This is a genomic window from Alkalihalobacillus sp. R86527 (assembly GCF_042466185.1).
GTDB lineage: Bacteria > Bacillota > Bacilli > Bacillales > Guptibacillaceae > Guptibacillus.
The window spans coordinates 1,659,899-1,677,350 of the sequence record NZ_JAXHBW010000001.1 but is presented as its reverse complement, the minus strand read 5'-3'; the positions used below and the strand labels follow the sequence as shown (position 1 = coordinate 1,677,350).

Annotated in this window: 20 protein-coding genes; 3 read left to right on the top strand and 17 right to left on the bottom strand. The window is 39.5% G+C overall.

Annotated features, from left to right (window positions below; all coding sequences use genetic code 11):
- Window positions 1–17 precede the first annotated feature (17 nt).
- Together SJY16_RS08580 and serA are read left to right on the top strand one after the other, a co-directional pair.
- Complete coding sequence (locus SJY16_RS08580; RefSeq protein ID WP_377888753.1) at window positions 18–266, top strand: ferredoxin; 249 nt, start codon at window positions 18–20, stop codon at window positions 264–266.
- Between the two features lie 156 nt (window positions 267–422).
- On the top strand, window positions 423–2,003 hold the full coding sequence (gene serA / locus SJY16_RS08575; protein ID WP_377888752.1) for a phosphoglycerate dehydrogenase: 1,581 nt from the start codon (window positions 423–425) through the stop codon (window positions 2,001–2,003).
- A 112-nt stretch (window positions 2,004–2,115) separates the two neighbouring features.
- Here serA and SJY16_RS08570 read toward each other — a convergent pair whose 3' ends face one another.
- The 17 genes from SJY16_RS08570 to SJY16_RS08490 form a co-directional block, all read right to left on the bottom strand.
- Entirely contained in the window at window positions 2,116–2,925 is an 810-nt protein-coding gene (locus SJY16_RS08570) for a histidinol-phosphatase (protein WP_377888751.1), read from the bottom strand.
- Window positions 2,926–3,059: 134 nt separating this feature from the next.
- Entirely contained in the window at window positions 3,060–3,437 is a 378-nt protein-coding gene (locus SJY16_RS08565) for a hypothetical protein (protein WP_377888750.1), read from the bottom strand.
- A 245-nt stretch (window positions 3,438–3,682) separates the two neighbouring features.
- A complete protein-coding gene (locus SJY16_RS08560) occupies window positions 3,683–5,452 on the bottom strand; it encodes an ATP-binding protein (protein ID WP_377888749.1) in 1,770 nt (589 codons plus the stop codon).
- Window positions 5,452–6,168: a response regulator gene (locus SJY16_RS08555; RefSeq protein WP_377888748.1), complete on the bottom strand. Its 717-nt coding sequence runs from the start codon at window positions 6,166–6,168 to the stop codon at window positions 5,452–5,454. The genes SJY16_RS08560 and SJY16_RS08555 overlap by 1 nt, the downstream gene beginning before the upstream one ends.
- Window positions 6,169–6,344: 176 nt before the next feature.
- Window positions 6,345–7,544, bottom strand: a complete 1,200-nt coding sequence (gene ccsB / locus SJY16_RS08550; protein WP_377888747.1) for a c-type cytochrome biogenesis protein CcsB — start codon at window positions 7,542–7,544, stop codon at window positions 6,345–6,347.
- Between the two features lie 30 nt (window positions 7,545–7,574).
- Window positions 7,575–9,197 (bottom strand): cytochrome c biogenesis protein ResB, encoded by a 1,623-nt coding sequence (gene resB, locus SJY16_RS08545; RefSeq protein ID WP_377888746.1) that lies wholly within the window; start codon window positions 9,195–9,197, stop codon window positions 7,575–7,577.
- Between the two features lie 12 nt (window positions 9,198–9,209).
- A complete protein-coding gene (resA, locus tag SJY16_RS08540; protein WP_377888745.1) occupies window positions 9,210–9,737 on the bottom strand; it encodes a thiol-disulfide oxidoreductase ResA in 528 nt (175 codons plus the stop codon).
- 68 nt (window positions 9,738–9,805) lie between these two features.
- Window positions 9,806–10,540 carry a pseudouridine synthase gene (locus SJY16_RS08535; RefSeq protein ID WP_377888744.1) on the bottom strand — a complete coding sequence of 245 codons (735 nt, stop codon included), beginning with the start codon at window positions 10,538–10,540 and terminating at the stop codon, window positions 9,806–9,808.
- A gap of 139 nt (window positions 10,541–10,679) precedes the next feature.
- Window positions 10,680–11,198, bottom strand: coding sequence for a spore maturation protein (locus SJY16_RS08530; protein ID WP_377892148.1), 519 nt, complete (start codon window positions 11,196–11,198; stop codon window positions 10,680–10,682).
- Window positions 11,199–11,210: 12 nt separating this feature from the next.
- Window positions 11,211–11,783 carry a nucleoside recognition domain-containing protein gene (locus tag SJY16_RS08525; protein ID WP_377888743.1) on the bottom strand — a complete coding sequence of 191 codons (573 nt, stop codon included), beginning with the start codon at window positions 11,781–11,783 and terminating at the stop codon, window positions 11,211–11,213.
- The gene (locus SJY16_RS08520; RefSeq protein ID WP_377888742.1) at window positions 11,776–12,939 is read right to left on the bottom strand and encodes a D-alanyl-D-alanine carboxypeptidase family protein; all 1,164 of its coding nucleotides are present in this window, start codon (window positions 12,937–12,939) and stop codon (window positions 11,776–11,778) included. The genes SJY16_RS08525 and SJY16_RS08520 overlap by 8 nt, the downstream gene beginning before the upstream one ends.
- Before the next feature lie 65 nt (window positions 12,940–13,004).
- Window positions 13,005–13,553 (bottom strand): isoprenylcysteine carboxyl methyltransferase family protein, encoded by a 549-nt coding sequence (locus SJY16_RS08515; protein WP_377888741.1) that lies wholly within the window; start codon window positions 13,551–13,553, stop codon window positions 13,005–13,007.
- Between the two features lie 2 nt (window positions 13,554–13,555).
- Entirely contained in the window at window positions 13,556–14,686 is a 1,131-nt protein-coding gene (locus SJY16_RS08510; RefSeq protein WP_377892146.1) for a type III polyketide synthase, read from the bottom strand.
- 58 nt (window positions 14,687–14,744) lie between these two features.
- Entirely contained in the window at window positions 14,745–15,086 is a 342-nt protein-coding gene (locus SJY16_RS08505; protein WP_377888740.1) for a hypothetical protein, read from the bottom strand.
- A 26-nt stretch (window positions 15,087–15,112) separates the two neighbouring features.
- Complete coding sequence (scpB, locus tag SJY16_RS08500) at window positions 15,113–15,691, bottom strand: SMC-Scp complex subunit ScpB (RefSeq protein WP_377888739.1); 579 nt, start codon at window positions 15,689–15,691, stop codon at window positions 15,113–15,115.
- The gene (locus tag SJY16_RS08495; protein ID WP_377892143.1) at window positions 15,688–16,434 is read right to left on the bottom strand and encodes a segregation/condensation protein A; all 747 of its coding nucleotides are present in this window, start codon (window positions 16,432–16,434) and stop codon (window positions 15,688–15,690) included. The genes scpB and SJY16_RS08495 overlap by 4 nt, the downstream gene beginning before the upstream one ends.
- Window positions 16,435–16,544: 110 nt before the next feature.
- Complete coding sequence (locus SJY16_RS08490; protein ID WP_377888738.1) at window positions 16,545–16,697, bottom strand: hypothetical protein; 153 nt, start codon at window positions 16,695–16,697, stop codon at window positions 16,545–16,547.
- 133 nt (window positions 16,698–16,830) lie between these two features.
- Here SJY16_RS08490 and SJY16_RS08485 point away from each other — a divergent pair, with 133 nt between their 5' ends.
- Window positions 16,831–17,358: a DUF309 domain-containing protein gene (locus SJY16_RS08485; RefSeq protein ID WP_377888737.1), complete on the top strand. Its 528-nt coding sequence runs from the start codon at window positions 16,831–16,833 to the stop codon at window positions 17,356–17,358.
- The last annotated feature ends 94 nt before the right edge of the window (window positions 17,359–17,452 follow it).

Below are 17,452 nucleotides of genomic sequence, written 5' to 3'. Positions count from 1 at the left end.
GAATAGGAGGTTAATACATGGCTAAGTATACTATTGTAGATAAAGATACCTGTATTGCTTGTGGGGCATGTGGCGCAGCTGCACCTGACATTTATGATTATGATGATGAAGGTATCGCTTTCGTAACACTTGATGATAACGAAGGGATCGTTGAAATTCCTGACGTACTTCACGAAGACATGATGGACGCATTTGAAGGATGTCCAACAGATTCTATTAAGATTTCTGAAGACTCTTTTGATGGTGACCCATTGAAATTTGAATAACACCTCTCCAATCTCCGATTCTTAAATCGGAGATTTTTTTTATTGTTTTTTCCTTCGTATCAAATTGACACTTTAGTGCTTTCGTGGTAAAAAGTAATGTATTATCTTTTCTAAATATTATAACAAAAAAAGAAAAGAAAAAAGGAGTGGAGATTGTTGGCACATGTGCTAGTTACTGATTCTATTCAAGAAGATGGATTGCAACCGTTACTTAATGACGATTCTATTACTTGTGATATAGGCTCAACTGAGGAATTCGAGCAGCACCTTTCACGTTACGAGGCGCTACTAGTTAGAAGCGCTACAAAAGTAACATCTGACCTTCTCGATAAAATGACCAACCTCAAAATAGTTGCAAGGGCAGGTGTAGGTATTGATAATATCGACATAGATGAAGCAACGAAGCGAGGCGTTATTGTCGTTAACGCTCCAGATGGTAATACAATCTCAACGACCGAGCATACATTTGCTATGATGGCCTCTCTCGCAAGGAACATCCCACAGGGTACTGCTAGTTTGAAAAACGGAAAATGGATGAGAAAACAATACGTAGGGACAGAACTGAACCGTAAAACGCTAGGTATTATTGGTTTAGGAAGAATTGGGACAGAATTATCAAGAAGAGCTAGAGCTTTCGGGATGAATGTCATGGTTTTTGACCCATTTTTAACGAATGACCGTGCCGAAAAACTAGATGTTGAGTCAGTTGACATCGATGCATTGCTTGAGCGCTCTGACTTCATTACAGTCCATACGCCTCTTACCGAAAATACTCGTGGATTGATCAATGAGGAAACTCTTTCCAAAACCAAAAAAGGTGTTTTTCTGATCAATTGCGCTAGAGGTGGAATTATCGACGAAGCCTCTCTCATTCCATTTCTTGATTCAGGTCATATAGGTGGTGTGGCACTAGATGTTTTTGAATCAGAACCACCAAATGATGACCATCCTCTACTTCAATACGACCAGGTTATTGTAACTCCACACCTAGGAGCATCTACAAAAGAAGCTCAATTGAACGTAGCAGCACAAGTTGCCGATGAAGTATACTTATATCTTAATGGCAAACCTATCCGAAATACGATCAACCTACCTGCCTTCTCAAACGAAGAATATGAGAAGATTAAACCATACTACGAACTTACTCGTAAAATGGGAAGCATTCTCTCACAATGCATGAAGACCGCAGTAAACATTGTTGATGTTACATATGCAGGTACATTGACTGATCTTGATACTGCAATCCTAACTAGAAGTATGATGGCTTCTTTCCTAAGGTACAGGTTAGATACTACTGTGAATGAAGTGAATGCACCGTCCATTGCGAAAGAACGCGGCATAACTTATGGTGAAAAACACACTTCTGAAACCCAAGGTTACTCGAACCTCATTTCAGTAACTGTAGAAGGTGACAAAGGTTCATTTTCTTTGCAAGGAACATTCATCAAAGAATACGGGGAAAGAATTACTCAATTAAATGGATTTGATATCGACTTCCATCCACAAGGGCACCTCTTATATATTCAACACAATGATCGTCCTGGCGTGATCGGAAACGTAGGAAAAGTCTTAGGAGAGCATGAAGTGAATATCGCTACTATGCAAGTTGGAAGAAAAGTTGCTGGTGGAGAAGCAATTATGATGCTTTCTTTTGATGAGGCGCTCCCTAGCCACATAGAGAGCACAATCGGAAGCGTTCAAGATATCGTTAAAGTAGAACAAATTAAAAGCGTGTAAACCAAAAGAACAAGAGCACTCGGCTCTTGTTCTTTTGTTCATGTGTAATCTAGTAGGCCTTGCTACCTCTAGCAGCGACCGAGGAACCGAAAAGGACTTATACCAAGGGGTTTTAAATCTCGATCGACTTACGTTCTCCCTTGTTAAAGGTCATAAGCTGTGAATAACCGACTGATTTAGCTAAGGTAAGCGCCTGGTCATAATCAGCGCCAACATCCCGAGGAACATGAGCATCCGAAGATAATACGATCGGGATATCCTTTTCATAGCACATCTTTAATAAATCATAATCAGGATAAAGTTCTCCAACAGGTTTTCTTAATCCAGCAGTACTAATCTCCACACACGTCTTCGAATTTGCAAGTGCATTTGTTGCTCGATCATATTGTTCGAGAAGAAAATCCTTATCATCAGGTACATACTTGAATATCTTTACTAAGTCTAAATGACCTACAATATCGAATAAGTTTGATTCAGCAAGTGTAACCACTTGATCAAAATATTTTCTATAGGTTTCTACAACATCTCTCTCATCCCATAGATGTCGATATTCAGCAAGGTCGATACCAAAGTCGTCGACCCAATGAATTGATCCGATCACGTAATCAAATTGATAAGATGAGATAAATTTCTTCATCTCAGCATGCTTCCCAGGCGTATAATCCATTTCTATGGACATTTTTACATCCATACCTTTGTTCTTTGCTTCCTCAAATAATCGTACATATTCTTTCATGGTATACCATCTTCGTTGATTCACCCATGGATTTTGTAAGATATCTTCCGTCTCATGGAAATGATATGCATGCTCTGATATACCAAAGTGGTCGATATTCTTCTTTCTCGCTTCTTCTACGAATTTTGTTAAATAATCAAGTGTAAGCGTCCCTTTTTCCAAATGGTTATGATAGTCAGTATACACACCTTCATCCCCTTTAACGAACTAGTTTGACATTTTCACTATTATTGTAACGCACAAAAGCTTTGCAAGATAGCAGGTAACCAAACAAAGAAGCGCTAATCCTAGTTTCGCTAGGTTTAGCGCTTCAATTATTGTTACTTTTTATCATTTAAATCAAATTCTTCAGCAATTTCGGCCATCTTCGTAGGCATCTTCTCATCATTAAATACATGTTGTGCATTCTTGTTACGAGTAGGGTTAACCTTACGAACCTGCTCGTTTTTATGCTGTTCTTCCCTGCTCTTTCCATAGCCAATGTAAGATGGGTAGTTCTCTTGATTACTTAAGTTATTGGAGTTAGTTCTCCCTTCCTCAAGAGATTTCGAATGCTGACCATATTGCTTTGCAGCTTTAGCACCTTTTTTAATTGCCTTACGTGTTAGACTTCTTCCTCGTTTTGATAAAGATAACACAAGTACAATCAGTGACAAAAAACCTAAAGATCCCATTCTTTTTTTCATAGACTTCTTCAACACACTCTCCTCCTGTCCACTCGGTTCCTACTTATCTATTGTGTAGCAAAAAAGAAGAGGCTATACCTTTGGATTCGCTTATAATAAAATGAACCCACAAACTTTTAGTTTGTCGGGAAACCCTAGTATGTTGATTGGAGTGGAAATCACCACCATATCCGTGACAGATGATTCTAAAGGCTTTCTAGACAAACGAATAGTCCTCCAATTATGGAGGACTATGTTTTTAACTTGAATACAATTACTTACGGAATAAAGAAAGAAAACGTCGTTCCTTCTCCGTCTTTGCTATGAACAGAAATGTGTCCATGGTGTGCTTCAACAATATTACGTGCAATAGCAAGTCCGAGGCCGGTGCCTGATCGACCTCTTGTACGGGCTTTATCGGCTTTGTAGAATCTTTCAAATACAAAGGGCAAGTCTTCTTCTGGAATACCTGAACCCGTATCTCTCACATCAAATTGAACTCCATTACTCAAAACCGTAATAATTAAACTGACCTCGCCACCTTTAGGTGTGTGTCTCACTGCATTATCGAGTAAATTGGTTAATACCTGCTCGATTCGATCTCCATCTATCGAGAGGTTTTGGTCATGATCAGACACATAATAGCGTAATCCTACCTCTCTATCACGTGCTGGGCCTGAGAACTTTCTCAGAATCCTTTGACCAAAATCGTATAAATTAATCTCGGTATAATACAGCTCAGTATGTCCCGCTTCCATTCTAGCAAGGTCTAAGAGTTCATTTACAAGCCTACCCATTCGAAGTGATTCATCATAGATAATCTGAGCAACTTCTTTCTTCTCTTCGTCACTACTTGCTATATCATCCACAATTGCCTCACTGTAGCCCTGCAGCATCGCGATAGGCGTTCTAAGCTCATGCGAAACATTTGCAATAAAGTCTTTTCTAAGCTTATCCAATCGACGCTCTTCGGTCATATCGCGAAGAACCGCAACCGCTCCTCGAATAGCAGATTTATTATAAAGTGGCGTCATGACAATCACCCAGCTTCGTCCCTGCATTTCTACCTCAGTGAGCTGTTCTCTTTCTTGCATAACCACTAAACTGAATAACGAATGGATATCTTCAGGTACTTCCTTTCCTGGTTCTTCTTGCATCCCTTGCTCATAATACCAAGCTTTTAAGAATCTTTCTGCTGGTGGGTTCTTACTTAGGATTGCGCCAGTTTTGTCAAACGTAATGACTCCATCTGCCATACTGCTCAATATGCTAGACAGTTGTTCTTTCTCTTGATTTAAAGCAGTTACATAATTATTTAATTGACGACCCATACGATTAAATGCAACGGATAGTTCCCCGATTTCATCGTGTGTAACCATCGGTACTTTTGTATCGAATTTTCCTTTAGCCACCTGAGTTGCAGCTTCTCTCATCTTCCTTAAAGGTGCCGTTATTCGAGTAGATAAGAAAAAAGCGAATATCGTTGTTAGCACAATCGCTATCCCGGCTGATATATAGATTAAATTCCTCGCTTGTCTTGTTGTCTCCGCAATGACATCAAGCGATTGATAAAGGAAGACAGCACCACTTTCCCCTCCAACCTGCATTGGAACACCAACGATCAACAAGTCATTTCTCGAAGCAGTGTCGGCCGCCACTTCCCCCTGTTTCACTACGGTTCGTTGGCTAGTAAACACTTCTTTTAGATTCTCATCACCTTTGAACACACTCAAGGGAAACTTAGGTAGTCCATGGCTATTAGGAGAATACTGAATCGTAGAAGGATCCTCCACATTCTCGATCACCATGACCCCTGTTGGGTAAAAATCAGTAATTTCCCAAGCAGTATCAAAAGCTTGATCTCGATCATCGTACTTTTCTATTACGGAAGCTACTTTCGTGGCGAGCCTCTCCATCTCTTCCGCTTCTTTCTCCACATGAAAATCTTCAAAAAACTGGAGCAAAAGTGTAGTTAAGATGAAAAGAACGAAGGCAACGAGAAGAATAATGGTTAACCAGAGCTTCCCTACAACACTTCTCCAAATCATTACTCTTTTGAAGCCTCAAATTTATAGCCTACTCCCCATACAGTGGAGATCATTCCAGCTGCATTCGGCGAAACTTTGTTTAATTTCTCTCTCAAACGCTTAACGTGTGTATCGACAGTTCTAAGATCTCCAAAGAATTCATAATTCCATACATCTTTTAAAAGGTCTTCTCGTGAAAAAACCTTGTCAGGTGCTTTTGCAAGATAATATAAGAGTTCATATTCTTTTGGTGTGAGGTTAATAATTTGGTCCTCAGCAAGCACGCGGTGTGCATCATGGTCGATTGTTAAATAAGGAAAAACGATGACATTTTTTGTCGTTGTTTCTGTTTGTAGAAATTTGGTTGTTGAAGACCTTCTTAACAATGCCTTCACTCGTAACACAACTTCCCTTGGACTAAAAGGTTTCGTAATATAATCATCGGCCCCTACTTCAAATCCTTGAACACGATTCGCTTCTTCACCTTTTGCAGTAAGCATTATGACAGGCGTAGCCTTTTGTTCGCGAAGTTGTTCACACACCTCTATCCCATCTATGCCTGGTAGCATAAGATCTAACAGAATAAGGTCAAAATCATCTTCTGTAGCTATTTCTAAAGCAGCTTCACCGTTCTCTGCTTCTTCAATTTCATAATTTTCTCTCTCTAAGTACATTCGTAACAATTTTCTAATGCGATCTTCATCATCTACAACTAATATTTTTGCGTCTTTTTCCAAGAAGATTCCCTCCTACTTGTACTACTGTCCCTTATTTTACCACGCTCACAACTCCTGATACCACCAATCAAGAAACCGCATACACTTCTCCAGCACATCATTGTATGTATACTCATCGTTACCATTATTCCTTTTTTAATGAAAGAAAACCTTCACATTCCGTGAAGGTTTTCAGTTTATGCATAAGAATGAAGACCTGAGATCACCAGGTTAACAACAACAAGATTTAGCATAATGATGATAAACCCTACTACTGCTAGCCAAGCTGATTTTTCTCCCTGCCAGCCTCTCGATAGTCTTAAATGTAGATAGGCTGCATAAAACAGCCAGGTAATGAGAGCCCATACTTCTTTTGGATCCCATCCCCAGAAACGCGTCCATGCTGCCTGTGCCCAAATCATTGCGAATATGAGAGCTCCTAGCGTGAAGACCGGAAATCCTATCGCAACAGCACGATATTGAATTTCGTCCACAAGCTCTTCATTTACATTTTTGAAAGCGGGTTGCAATGCTGCACCTATTCGTTTTCTCAATAGTAAACGGATGATCCAATACAACACGAGACCACCTAACATAGACAATACTAATGTATTTAGTTTATGAGCTGCTTTTTCACCCTTCATCCAAGATGGCGCATCAACAACAGGACCAAATTCATTCCCGCTAACATATGTGGCATCCTTAGGGCCAATTAGTGCAGGAATCGTGTATTCAACAGTTGTTTGTTGCTCATTAATATCTACGAATTCATATGTAGATGAATACCCTGCAGCTTCGAAACTAAGAGAAATAATTACGAAAGCAATCGTACTGATCAACGTATACATAACAGCTTCAAGCCAGAATGTCGATTTACTCGCTTTTTCTTGATTTACTTTCTTTACTAGATAAACGAGACCTGCTGCAAAACTAATTGCAAGAATCCCTTCTCCAAGAGCTGCTGTCGTAACATGAATCTTGAGCCAATTACTTTGCAAAGCTGGAATCAGCGGCTGAATCTCTGATGGGAATACACTCGCATAAGCAATAACGATAAGTGCAACCGGCATCGCAAACACACCGATGACGTTACTTTTATAAATGGCATAAATCAGTAGGAATGCAAAAACCATCGCCATTCCAAAAAAGGTGGTGAATTCAAACAAATTACTGACAGGTGCATGACCTGCCGCAATCCACCTTGTAATAAAATATCCAAGTTGGAATAGAAAGCCGATGCCTGAAAGGATAAACCCTCCACGTCCCCATTTTTTTGCATGGGTTACTTCATCTGACTTTCTCCATTTCTTTCCAAGCAGTGAAATGGCGAAAACGAGACTTGCTGCAAAATAGATAAAGAATGAAATATAAAGCAAGTTACTGCTAAGTTGTGCCATCTCATCATGCCTCCCTTCATAATAGAAGTGCTATTTTTGTTCCGATTGATCCTCAGGCATCTCGATATCCGATTGTTCTGTAATCGTTTCGAGTTCGCGTTTTAATCCATACCAATTCTTATTCGTATGGGATGCTAACCAAACTTCATCTTCTTTTCTTCGTATCCAAATCCGACGGTGATTCCAGTACATGCCCTGGATCACACCAATCATGAATATTGCGCCCCCAATACCAAGTATCCAGAGCGTGTTGTCTTTTCGTACAACTAGACCGGATACATTTTTCGTATCAACGTTCTGGAATGACATCTTATATTCATTTTCACCGAGTGGCTCTAGGTTTTGACGGATGGCTACAAATGCCACTTCTCCATCTGGGTGATCAGGAGATATCATACGAAAGATAAATGCTGGGTTATTCGGAACCTTTGATTTCGTAGTTGGTTCCCCTTTACCGTTGAACTCAAAATCAGGGAAATAGTCCATCACTTCGATTCGATAACCTTCATCAAGTTTGTATTCGTCCTTCGGGTTATAGAGATCTACTGTTAGTTCACCAAATGATTCGCCAGATTCTTTATTATCCAACGTGAACGTCATGCTCTGCAACTCGTTCAATTTATAATCAACTTGATAGATTGCATAGTCTTCAAACTTTAGCGGTTTGTTTACCTGAATCGGATGGTCCTTTACCTTTTCGAGCTCTGGATCCGTTCCTGCGATTCTATCTCCAACTTGTTTATAGAGTACAGCATCTGTTTGATAGTTTTTAGCCACAACTTCTTGACCAGATTGTTCAATTGCATCTTTGAATTTCGCATCGTTATTATCGTAGGTTTCGAGAATAAAGCCATCGCTTTTTAGATAATAAGCTTCTTCTGTACCTTCGATCTTTTTGGTTTCGCCCTCTTTAATCCAGAGTACTTCATCAACGTACATGCCTGGAAAGAAGCGAAGCATTCCTCCAATAAGAAAAAGGATTAAGCCTATGTGATTTACATACGGCCCCCACCGTGAGAATCGATTCTTCTCTGCAAAAAGATGCCCATCTTCTTCTCTTACGTTGTAATTTTTCTTTTGAAGAACTTCTTTCAATTTAGAAAGAGTTGGTTTTTCACCCTCTACTTTGGTGATCCCAAAATACTTCTGACGTTTCATAAAGCTCTCGTGTCGAATTGTCCGTTGCTTCTTTAATGAACGATACAATGGAACAAAACGATCTAGGCTTGCTACGATTAACGAAAGGCCTAGAGCCGCAATAAGTAGCATATACCACCAGGAGCCGTATAAGTTATGAAAACCGAGATCATAATAGAGTTGACCAGGGATGCCATATTGCTCTCTATAATACTCAGATGGATCAGAAAGTGGAGGTATGTACATCTCCTGTGGGAATATCGTTCCGATTGCTGAAGACACTAACAGCAATACGATAATCCATATCCCTACTTTTACAGAAGAAAAGAAATTCCAAACCTTATCGATAATAGTTGTTTTATAGGTTTGGGATCTCCTCGCACTCCCTTCGTACCTCATGTTCAAAAGTTTCTTTGATTCTAAATCTCCTTGAAGCGGTTTACCACATGCCTCACATATTTCAGTTCCATAAGGGTTTACATGCCCGCATTCACAGGTGATAGTTTTGTTGCTCATTCGAACACCCCGTTACGGTTGGATTCGCTTCATATATTCATCAATTACTTCTTCAGATAAGCTGGCTTCAGTCTTTTGTATGACTTTACCGTCTTTATCGATTAAAAAAGTAACTGGAATTGGTCCAACCCCATAATGATTTGTTACGTCGTTCCCCTTATCAAGAAGGACTGGAAAACTAAGATTGTATCGATCAGCAAAACTCTTTGCTGTCAATTTCGGTTCTGAAACGTTAACAGCGAGAATTTCTACTCCTTTTTCTTTGTATTCCTTGTACTTCTTGTCCATCGCTGGCATTTCTTCTTTACATGGCTCACAATAAGTTGCCCAGAAATTCAGGAAGACCCCTTTTCCTCTATAATCCTTCAACTCCACTTCATTTCCTTCTAGATCAGAAAGAATAAAGTTAGGAGCTTGGTCGCCCGCTTGAACGATACCGCTATCATTTGCGAAGAAATTAGTATAGAACGTATATCCGACCGCTATTAAAACAGCAGCCAGAATCAACGTTCGGACAACGAGCCGGTTTTTCTTCTTCATTTCCACCAACTCCAATCAAACAAAACAATACTACATTTACTATAACGTGCTGACAGGAACACGCATTACTATTTTTTTGACTTTTGTGTGACAGCCTCGTTTCGAAGCTGCTTCACTTCATAAGGTTTCAGCTCACGATATTCTCCAGAATTAAGACCAGTTAATTCCAAGAAGCCATATCGCTCTCGTTTTAGTTTTTGTACTGGGTATCCTAGCGCTTCAAACATTCTTCTTACTTGACGGTTTTTACCTTCATGAATGGTGATTTCTACGATGGATTTTTCCTTCTGTTTATCAATCGATAGAATCCGCGCGTTGGATTTTGCTGTTTTCCCATCTTCAAGATGGACACCTCTTTGTAGCTTTTGAATAACTTCTTTCGTTACGATTCCTTTGACCTTAACTACGTAGACTTTATCGATTTTGTAACTTGGGTGCATAAGCTTGTTTGCAAAGTCTCCATCATTCGTTAACAAAAGTACGCCAGAAGTATCGTAATCTAGTCTACCTACTGGGAAAACGCGCTGTTCGATATGGTGGAAATAATCTGCTACAGCTTTTCTTCCCTTGTCATCTTCTACTGTAGAAATAACTCCCGTTGGTTTATAGAACAAAAAATAAACCGGTTCTTCACGATACACCGGAATTCCGTCCACTTCTATTTTATCATTGTCTTTTACTTTTGTTCCTAGCTCTGTCACAAGCTTTCCGTTCACTTTCACTCTGCCTTCTTCGATCAATGTTTCTGCTTTTCGTCTAGAAGTAACTCCAGCTTGTGCTATTACCTTCTGTAAACGTTCCATATAATTCACCTCACTAAAACATCATACTCTTGTGTTAAAGAAACCTCAAGTACAGATTCATTCTATCATCTATTATAGGCAAGAAGCATCTTAAGCAATCATAGCAAATTTAAAAAAGAGCCTCTTCAAAAAGAGGCCCTTAACCAAATACGATCGTTACAAATATAATCGCCGCAATAATCCCGACCAAGTCTGCAAGCAATCCTACCTTTAGCGCATTTCCCATTCGTTTAATACCTACTGCGCCAAAGTAAACAGTAAGGATATAAAGAGTTGTATCTGTACTTCCTTGCATAGTGGATGCCAATCGACCGAGAAACGAATCAGGTCCATAGGTTCGAATAATATCAGTTGTCATCGCAAGTGCACCAGTCCCAGAAATCGGACGAATGAGCGCCAGTGGAACAATTTCTGTCGGAACTCCAATCATATCCAGCGGAGCTTTTAATAGATCACTCACAAATGCCATTGCTCCTGAAGCTCTAAACACAGAGATCGCAACCATCATACCAATCAAGTAAGGAACGATCGAAATTGCGATAGACAATCCTTCTTTCCCGCCTTCTACAAATGATTCGTAAGTAGGGACTCTTTTCCAAGTACCATAAACAAGGACAAAAGCTATTAAAATAGGGATAATCCAGATTGACACATTCAGATCATCTCCCCCTTATCTCCTATTGAACATGCGATCGATTATAATAGCACCTATCGTTGAACAGACCGTAGCTGCGATTGTTGTTCCGATTATTTCTGCAGGTGATACTGACCCATATTTCATACGAATCGCTATAACACTAGTAGGAATCAATGTAAGGCTAGAAGTATTCAGAGCTAGTAAAGTTACCATCGATCTAGAGGCATTGTCCCTCATATTGTTCAACCGCTTTAACTCTTCCATCGCTTTAATGCCCATCGGTGTAGCTGCATTTCCAAGTCCGAACATGTTGGCGATCATATTTGACAATATATAGCCCATAGCTGGATGGTCTGGGGGCACTTCTGGGAATAGTTTTGCAGCAATCGGCTTAAAAGCTTTCGAAATAGTCATTAACAATCCAGCATTTTGTGCTATTCTCATTAATCCTAACCAAAAAACCAACACACTTAACAAGCCTATACAAACAGCAACAGCTTCCTCAGCTCCACTAAAAATCGCTTTATTTACTTCTTCCATCGTTCCATTAAACATTGCATAAAGAATACTAAGTACAAAAAGACCGACCCATATTAAGTTAACCATATAGATCACGCTTTGAATCGAATGAGAAAAGGTTTTTTAAAAACCTCCATAACCCACGACTTTCTTCTGCCTCACTTTCGTATGTTAAAGGAGCTTTTACTACTATTTTATCATCGAGGCTTACTTTATAAATACCAATTGGATCTTCAAATGCATTCGGGTCATCCCACTTGCTTCCCTCTGGTGGGGTGGCTAAACGGATGCTCGACTTCACCTCTTTTTTCTCACTTTCTGTTAATGGATACACAAGATCACGATGTAACTTAATTCTTCCTTTGTAGGGGGCCTTTTTCACTTCATCAAGAAATCCTTTTTGAGCGAGCTTTGTTAGTTCATAATTTTCATAACCCCAGTTAAACATCGCTATATGATCATTCCAATCAGAGGGGGCGTTGAGCGTAACAGCGATAAGTGACATCCCGTCTCGTTCCGCAGTTGAGACTAATGTACGTTTAGCACGCTTTGTATAGCCTGTTTTTCCACCGGTTGAATCGCTATATAAACCAGTTACGAGCTTGTTTTTATTTCTCCAAACGTAATCCCATTTTTCATTTTCATTTGGGGCCTTATGAACTTCCGTACTGGATATGATTCGATATACTTCGTTATCCATTGCGTACTTAGTTAATAGAGCCATATCATAAGCTGTCGAATAATGCTTTTCGTGGTCATCGAGCCCATGAGGATTTGCAAACACGGTTCGATTCATCCCGATCTCCTCAGCTTTGCTATTCATCAAACTGACGAAACCCTCAAGGCTTCCTCCCACCTCTTCTGCAATTGCTACAGCAGCATCGTTCCCAGACCTGAGCATCAAGCCATACACAAGATTTTCAAGCGTTATTTCCTCACCTGACTTTAAATAGAGAGAAGACCCTTCTGTACCAGCGGCACGCGAGCTTACTTCAACCTTATTGTTCATTTTTCCAGACTCTATAGCCAAAATAGCTGTCATAATTTTTGTAATGCTTGCTATTCTTCGCTGTGTATATGCTTCCTTTTCATATAACACCCGTCCTGTTTCTTGCTCCATTAAGATCGCGCTCCTTGCAGAAACACTCACCCCACCTGCAAGAACATTCTCAGGGATCAATAGGAACAATAAGGTAACGATTAATATAATGATGCTAACTTTTGAACGTAATAAATTGATCATGCCTTCCACGTCCCCTGGCTCCGTATTTGTACAAGTCTATGAATCACGGGCCGTGGATATGATTATCAATTGGTATTGTCTTTGGAAAATGATTCTGTATAGTTTGTTGCTTGACTCAGCGCAGATTCTTCAGCTGGAATCCTGACTTTTAGAATTAGAAATGCGTTTAACAAAGTAAATAACAAAGCCGTAAGATAGGAGGAGAAGATGAGAGGCAATGCAATTATTTCTACTGCTACAATGACATAATTCGGATGACGAATAAATCGGTATGGCCCATTTGAAACAACATTAGCTTTAGGCAATACAATGATTTTGGTGTTCCAGAATTTCCCTAAACTTTTCATCGTCCAAACTCGTAAGACCTGAGTGACTAAGAATATAGTGAGCATAACGACCCAAATGGATGAAAGCTTAAATCCCCTTAATGCTCCTTCAAAAAAAACCGCGGCAAGAAAGGCAATATGCAGAAAAACAATGAACTTATAATGCTCTTGCCCTGCTTCAAAAGCACCTTTATCCTTCATCCACTTCTCATTCCTTTTGGCAACAACTAATTCTGTAAGTCGCTGAAAAACAATTAATAGAAAAAAAGCAGTAAATATGATTACCATTATTACCGCACTTCCTTCCAAACTAATAGTAGTAATTCCGAACAAAATCCTGGTCCAAGTGCTGCCATCAATCCTGTAGCTCCGGTCTTGCATCCTTCTCGTAAAAACTGATCTAGTACAAATATGATTGTTACTGAACTCATATTTCCAAACTGCCGGAGAATCGATCTAGAAATAGCTGTTTGAGACTGATCTAGCCCCAAAGCCTCTTCATAAGATGACAAAACCTTTGTACCGCCAGGATGCGCAATAAAATAATCGATATCTTCAATATTTTGTGAAGTTAAAAACTCTCTAACATTAGGCTCAAGCCAAGTAGAAACAATCGACGGAATCGATTTTGAAAAAACGACATGTAAGCCCTGGTTACTCACATCCCATCCCATTACATCTTCGGAATGTTTCATTAACGTTGAGCAAGTAGATTGAACTTCTGGAAGACAACTTAACTGCGAACGCTTAAGAAGTGAAGAATCTTTTCCACACAACAGCACGCAAGACGTACCATCAGCAAAGAGCGCGGTCCCAATTAGGTTACTTTTCGAAAAATCACCATGCTGAAACGTTAAGCTACATAGTTCCACATTGATAACGATTACATTTTCTTTCGGGTGAGCGAGACAGTACTCATGGGCGCGTGATAAGCCCGCAGCACCCCCAGCACAACCCAGTCCCCAAATCGGGATACGTTTTGTGTGCGTAGAAAATGGAAGAACATTCATGATTCTTGCTTCAATGCTTGGAGTCGAAATACCGGTTGTAGATACAAAAAAAATAGCATCTACTTCACTACAATCCACCTTATTATTAAGGTAGTATGTACTTTCTAAACATTCTAGTATAGCTTTCGTTGCATACTCTACTGCTAGCGATACATACTTCGCATTCTTCTCTTCAAACGTTGGACCTGCTATATACCATTCAACAGGCATCGCAAAATATCTCGTATCGATATCTGCACTTTGGAAAACAGGTAAAAGTCTGTCTATATCTCGAAAATGCTTCCCGAATTGTTTTCTAGCAAAATCAACAGCCTCACTTTGGTCAAGACGATTGGGAGGAAGGTGTTTCCCTATTGATAGAATCATAAAACTACTCCTTAAACTCTCTTTTCGTTTATTTTGAGATTTAATGGTAGTTATTATTCCAACGTTTCCAAAAAAAAGACGCTCCTATGAGAGCATCTTAATTTTATTGCGACTTTGTATTTATTTCATTCAGTTTTTCTTGAATTCGTACGTTGTCCATTTTCTTAAGGGCTTCTAAGAATTCAGCTTCATCACTCACATATAGTCGCTTTCGTTCTGGAAATAGCTCAAAAAAACAAAGTCCAATCATCTCCTGAATACTCTCATCTGCATTTACAAGTCCTTCACCTACAGCTCGATCTTCAAAAAAGAGCGGATATAGGACCGAGAAAGTTTTTTCATCTCCCTTTATCACATATGTAACAGTAGAACGCGAAAAAGAATCTTCAGGTGAATTGGAACGATCCTTCTCCAACTGTCCTCCTACGACGCTTGTAATTCGCACTAATACCCCTCCGATACAAAGTTCTTTTATTCGGGAATTTCTTGGAATTTCTCAAAAAACAAATCTGCTTCATCATCTTCACCTGTATCTTGACCATCCGGTAATGGTGGAAGGTCTTCGATTGTACTTAAGCCAAAATGGAATAAGAACTCTCTTGTCGTACCATAAAGAATCGCTCTTCCGGTCTTTTCGGCACGACCGACTTCCTTGATAAGAAGTTTACTCATTAAGGTTTGGAGAGGCTTGTCAGTCTTCACTCCACGTATTTCCTCAACTTCTACTCTAGTGATCGGCTGTTTATATGCAATGATCGCTAGTGTTTCAAGTGCTGCTTGAGAGATAGAATGGTTTTTCGGGTCTTCAATCATCTTTTCAATATACGGAGCATTCCTTGAGTTCGTCGTAAACTGATAACTTCCACCTAGAAAAACGATTTGAAAACCACGCTCTTTATCAGCGTATTCAGTTTGCAATTCGTTTATTGCTTCTAATATTTGCTTTTCCTCAACTGCTATCGTTTCCACCAAACTTTTCAAATCGATGCCTTCGTCTCCTACAACAAAAAGAAGACTTTCAATGATGCTTTTCACTTCTTCGTTCGTCACTCCATTGCCTTCCTTTCACTTTCAAAAATCATTATTTCTCCAAAGTTGCCTTCTTGTTCACAACTTAGTTCACTTGTTTTCATAAGTTCCAAAATCGCTAAAAACGTCACGATCATTGAACCTTTCTCATGGTCAGTAAACAGGTCAGTGAATCGCTTGCGTCCTCCACCTCTCAACTGCTGTTTGATTTCATTCATTCGACCTTCTATTGGAATTTCCTCTGTTTTAATCGTTGTACGCTTAGGTTTCTTTTCTTTCACTCTTCTGGACATCTTTTGAAACGCAGCTAGCATATCATAAAGAGTGACGTCACCGATCGATGTGTTAGAATCTTCACGACTATACTCCGTTACATCTGCAGGAGGACGAGTATACAGTAAGCTTCGACTACTTTCTTTCTTCTTTAGTTCATCTGCAGCTTCCTTGTATTTACGATATTCAACTAGTCGTTGCACAAGCTCTTCACGTGGATCATCTTCTAGATCATGTTCTTCTTCAAAGAGCTCTTCTTCTCTTTGTGGTAAAAGCATTTTACTCTTAATTGCGAGAAGAGTTGCTGCCATGACAAGATATTCGCTAGCAATATCAAGTTCTAGTTCTTGCATCGTATGTATATATGTCAAATATTGATCTGTGATTTGCGAAACCGGGATATCATATATGTCTACTTCATACTTATTGATTAAATGTAGCAATAAATCTAATGGACCTTCAAAAGCATCCACCTTAACATTATAGTGCATCATGAATTCATCTTCCTTTTATATACCATCTAATAAAACGATTATATCACACTGATAACGTGTATCGGTTTTGGAAAATACAAATAAAGACCGGGCATACGCCCGATCTACTACTGCTTTTGCTGACCGATCACTGATCCGATCATGTTCGAAATGTCTTCTGTTGTTCCCTTTTTGGGCTGGCGATTTTGGTACACACTGTACAATGCAGCCCCTACACTAACCGCTGTTAATAAAGGCATCATGCTACTTTTTTTGCCCATAAATTGCCACTCCCGACTTCGTTTTGTTCAACAACGTGAACATTCTTATTATGCTACAGCTCTTCACGTACCATTCACTTTAAAACCTATTCACACATGTGCTAAACTACAAGTGAATTGGAGGTCAAAACACATGTATCCAAAAGCTTACATCGACTATTTAGTTCACTTCCATGGCCTTCGTGATTATTTTGAATGCCACGAAATATTAGAAGAACATTGGAAAGAAGACCCCAGAGGAAGCCGTAAACCCCATTGGGTAGGACTCATACAAATTGCAGTTGGTCTTTATCATCATCGAAGAGGAAACTTTGCTGGAGCTAAACGTATGCTTACAAATGCAAAAAAAATTGTTATACAAGAGAAAGAACCGCTCAAACAGCTTTCGCTAGAAGTGGATACGCTTATTGACGAGCTAACGAAACAAATTCAGCGCATCGAACGAAACGCTCCTTACATTAGTATCGACCTTCCTATAACTAGTCCAAAACTTCTTAAACTTTGTGAAGGACGTTGTACAGAAGTTGGCTGTGTGTATGGATCACCAAGTGATTTAACTCACGAGTATCTCGTCCACAAACATACAAAAAGAGACCGTACAGAAGTAATTGAGGAACGTGACCAACAATATCAGATAAGAAAAGAACAAAGGAACGGCTGAGCCGTTCCTTTCAGTCTGAGTTGCAAGCATTTTCCGACCTATAATGATTAAGTAGGCATCTTATTTCACACTCTATCCGTTGTTTTAGTAACTT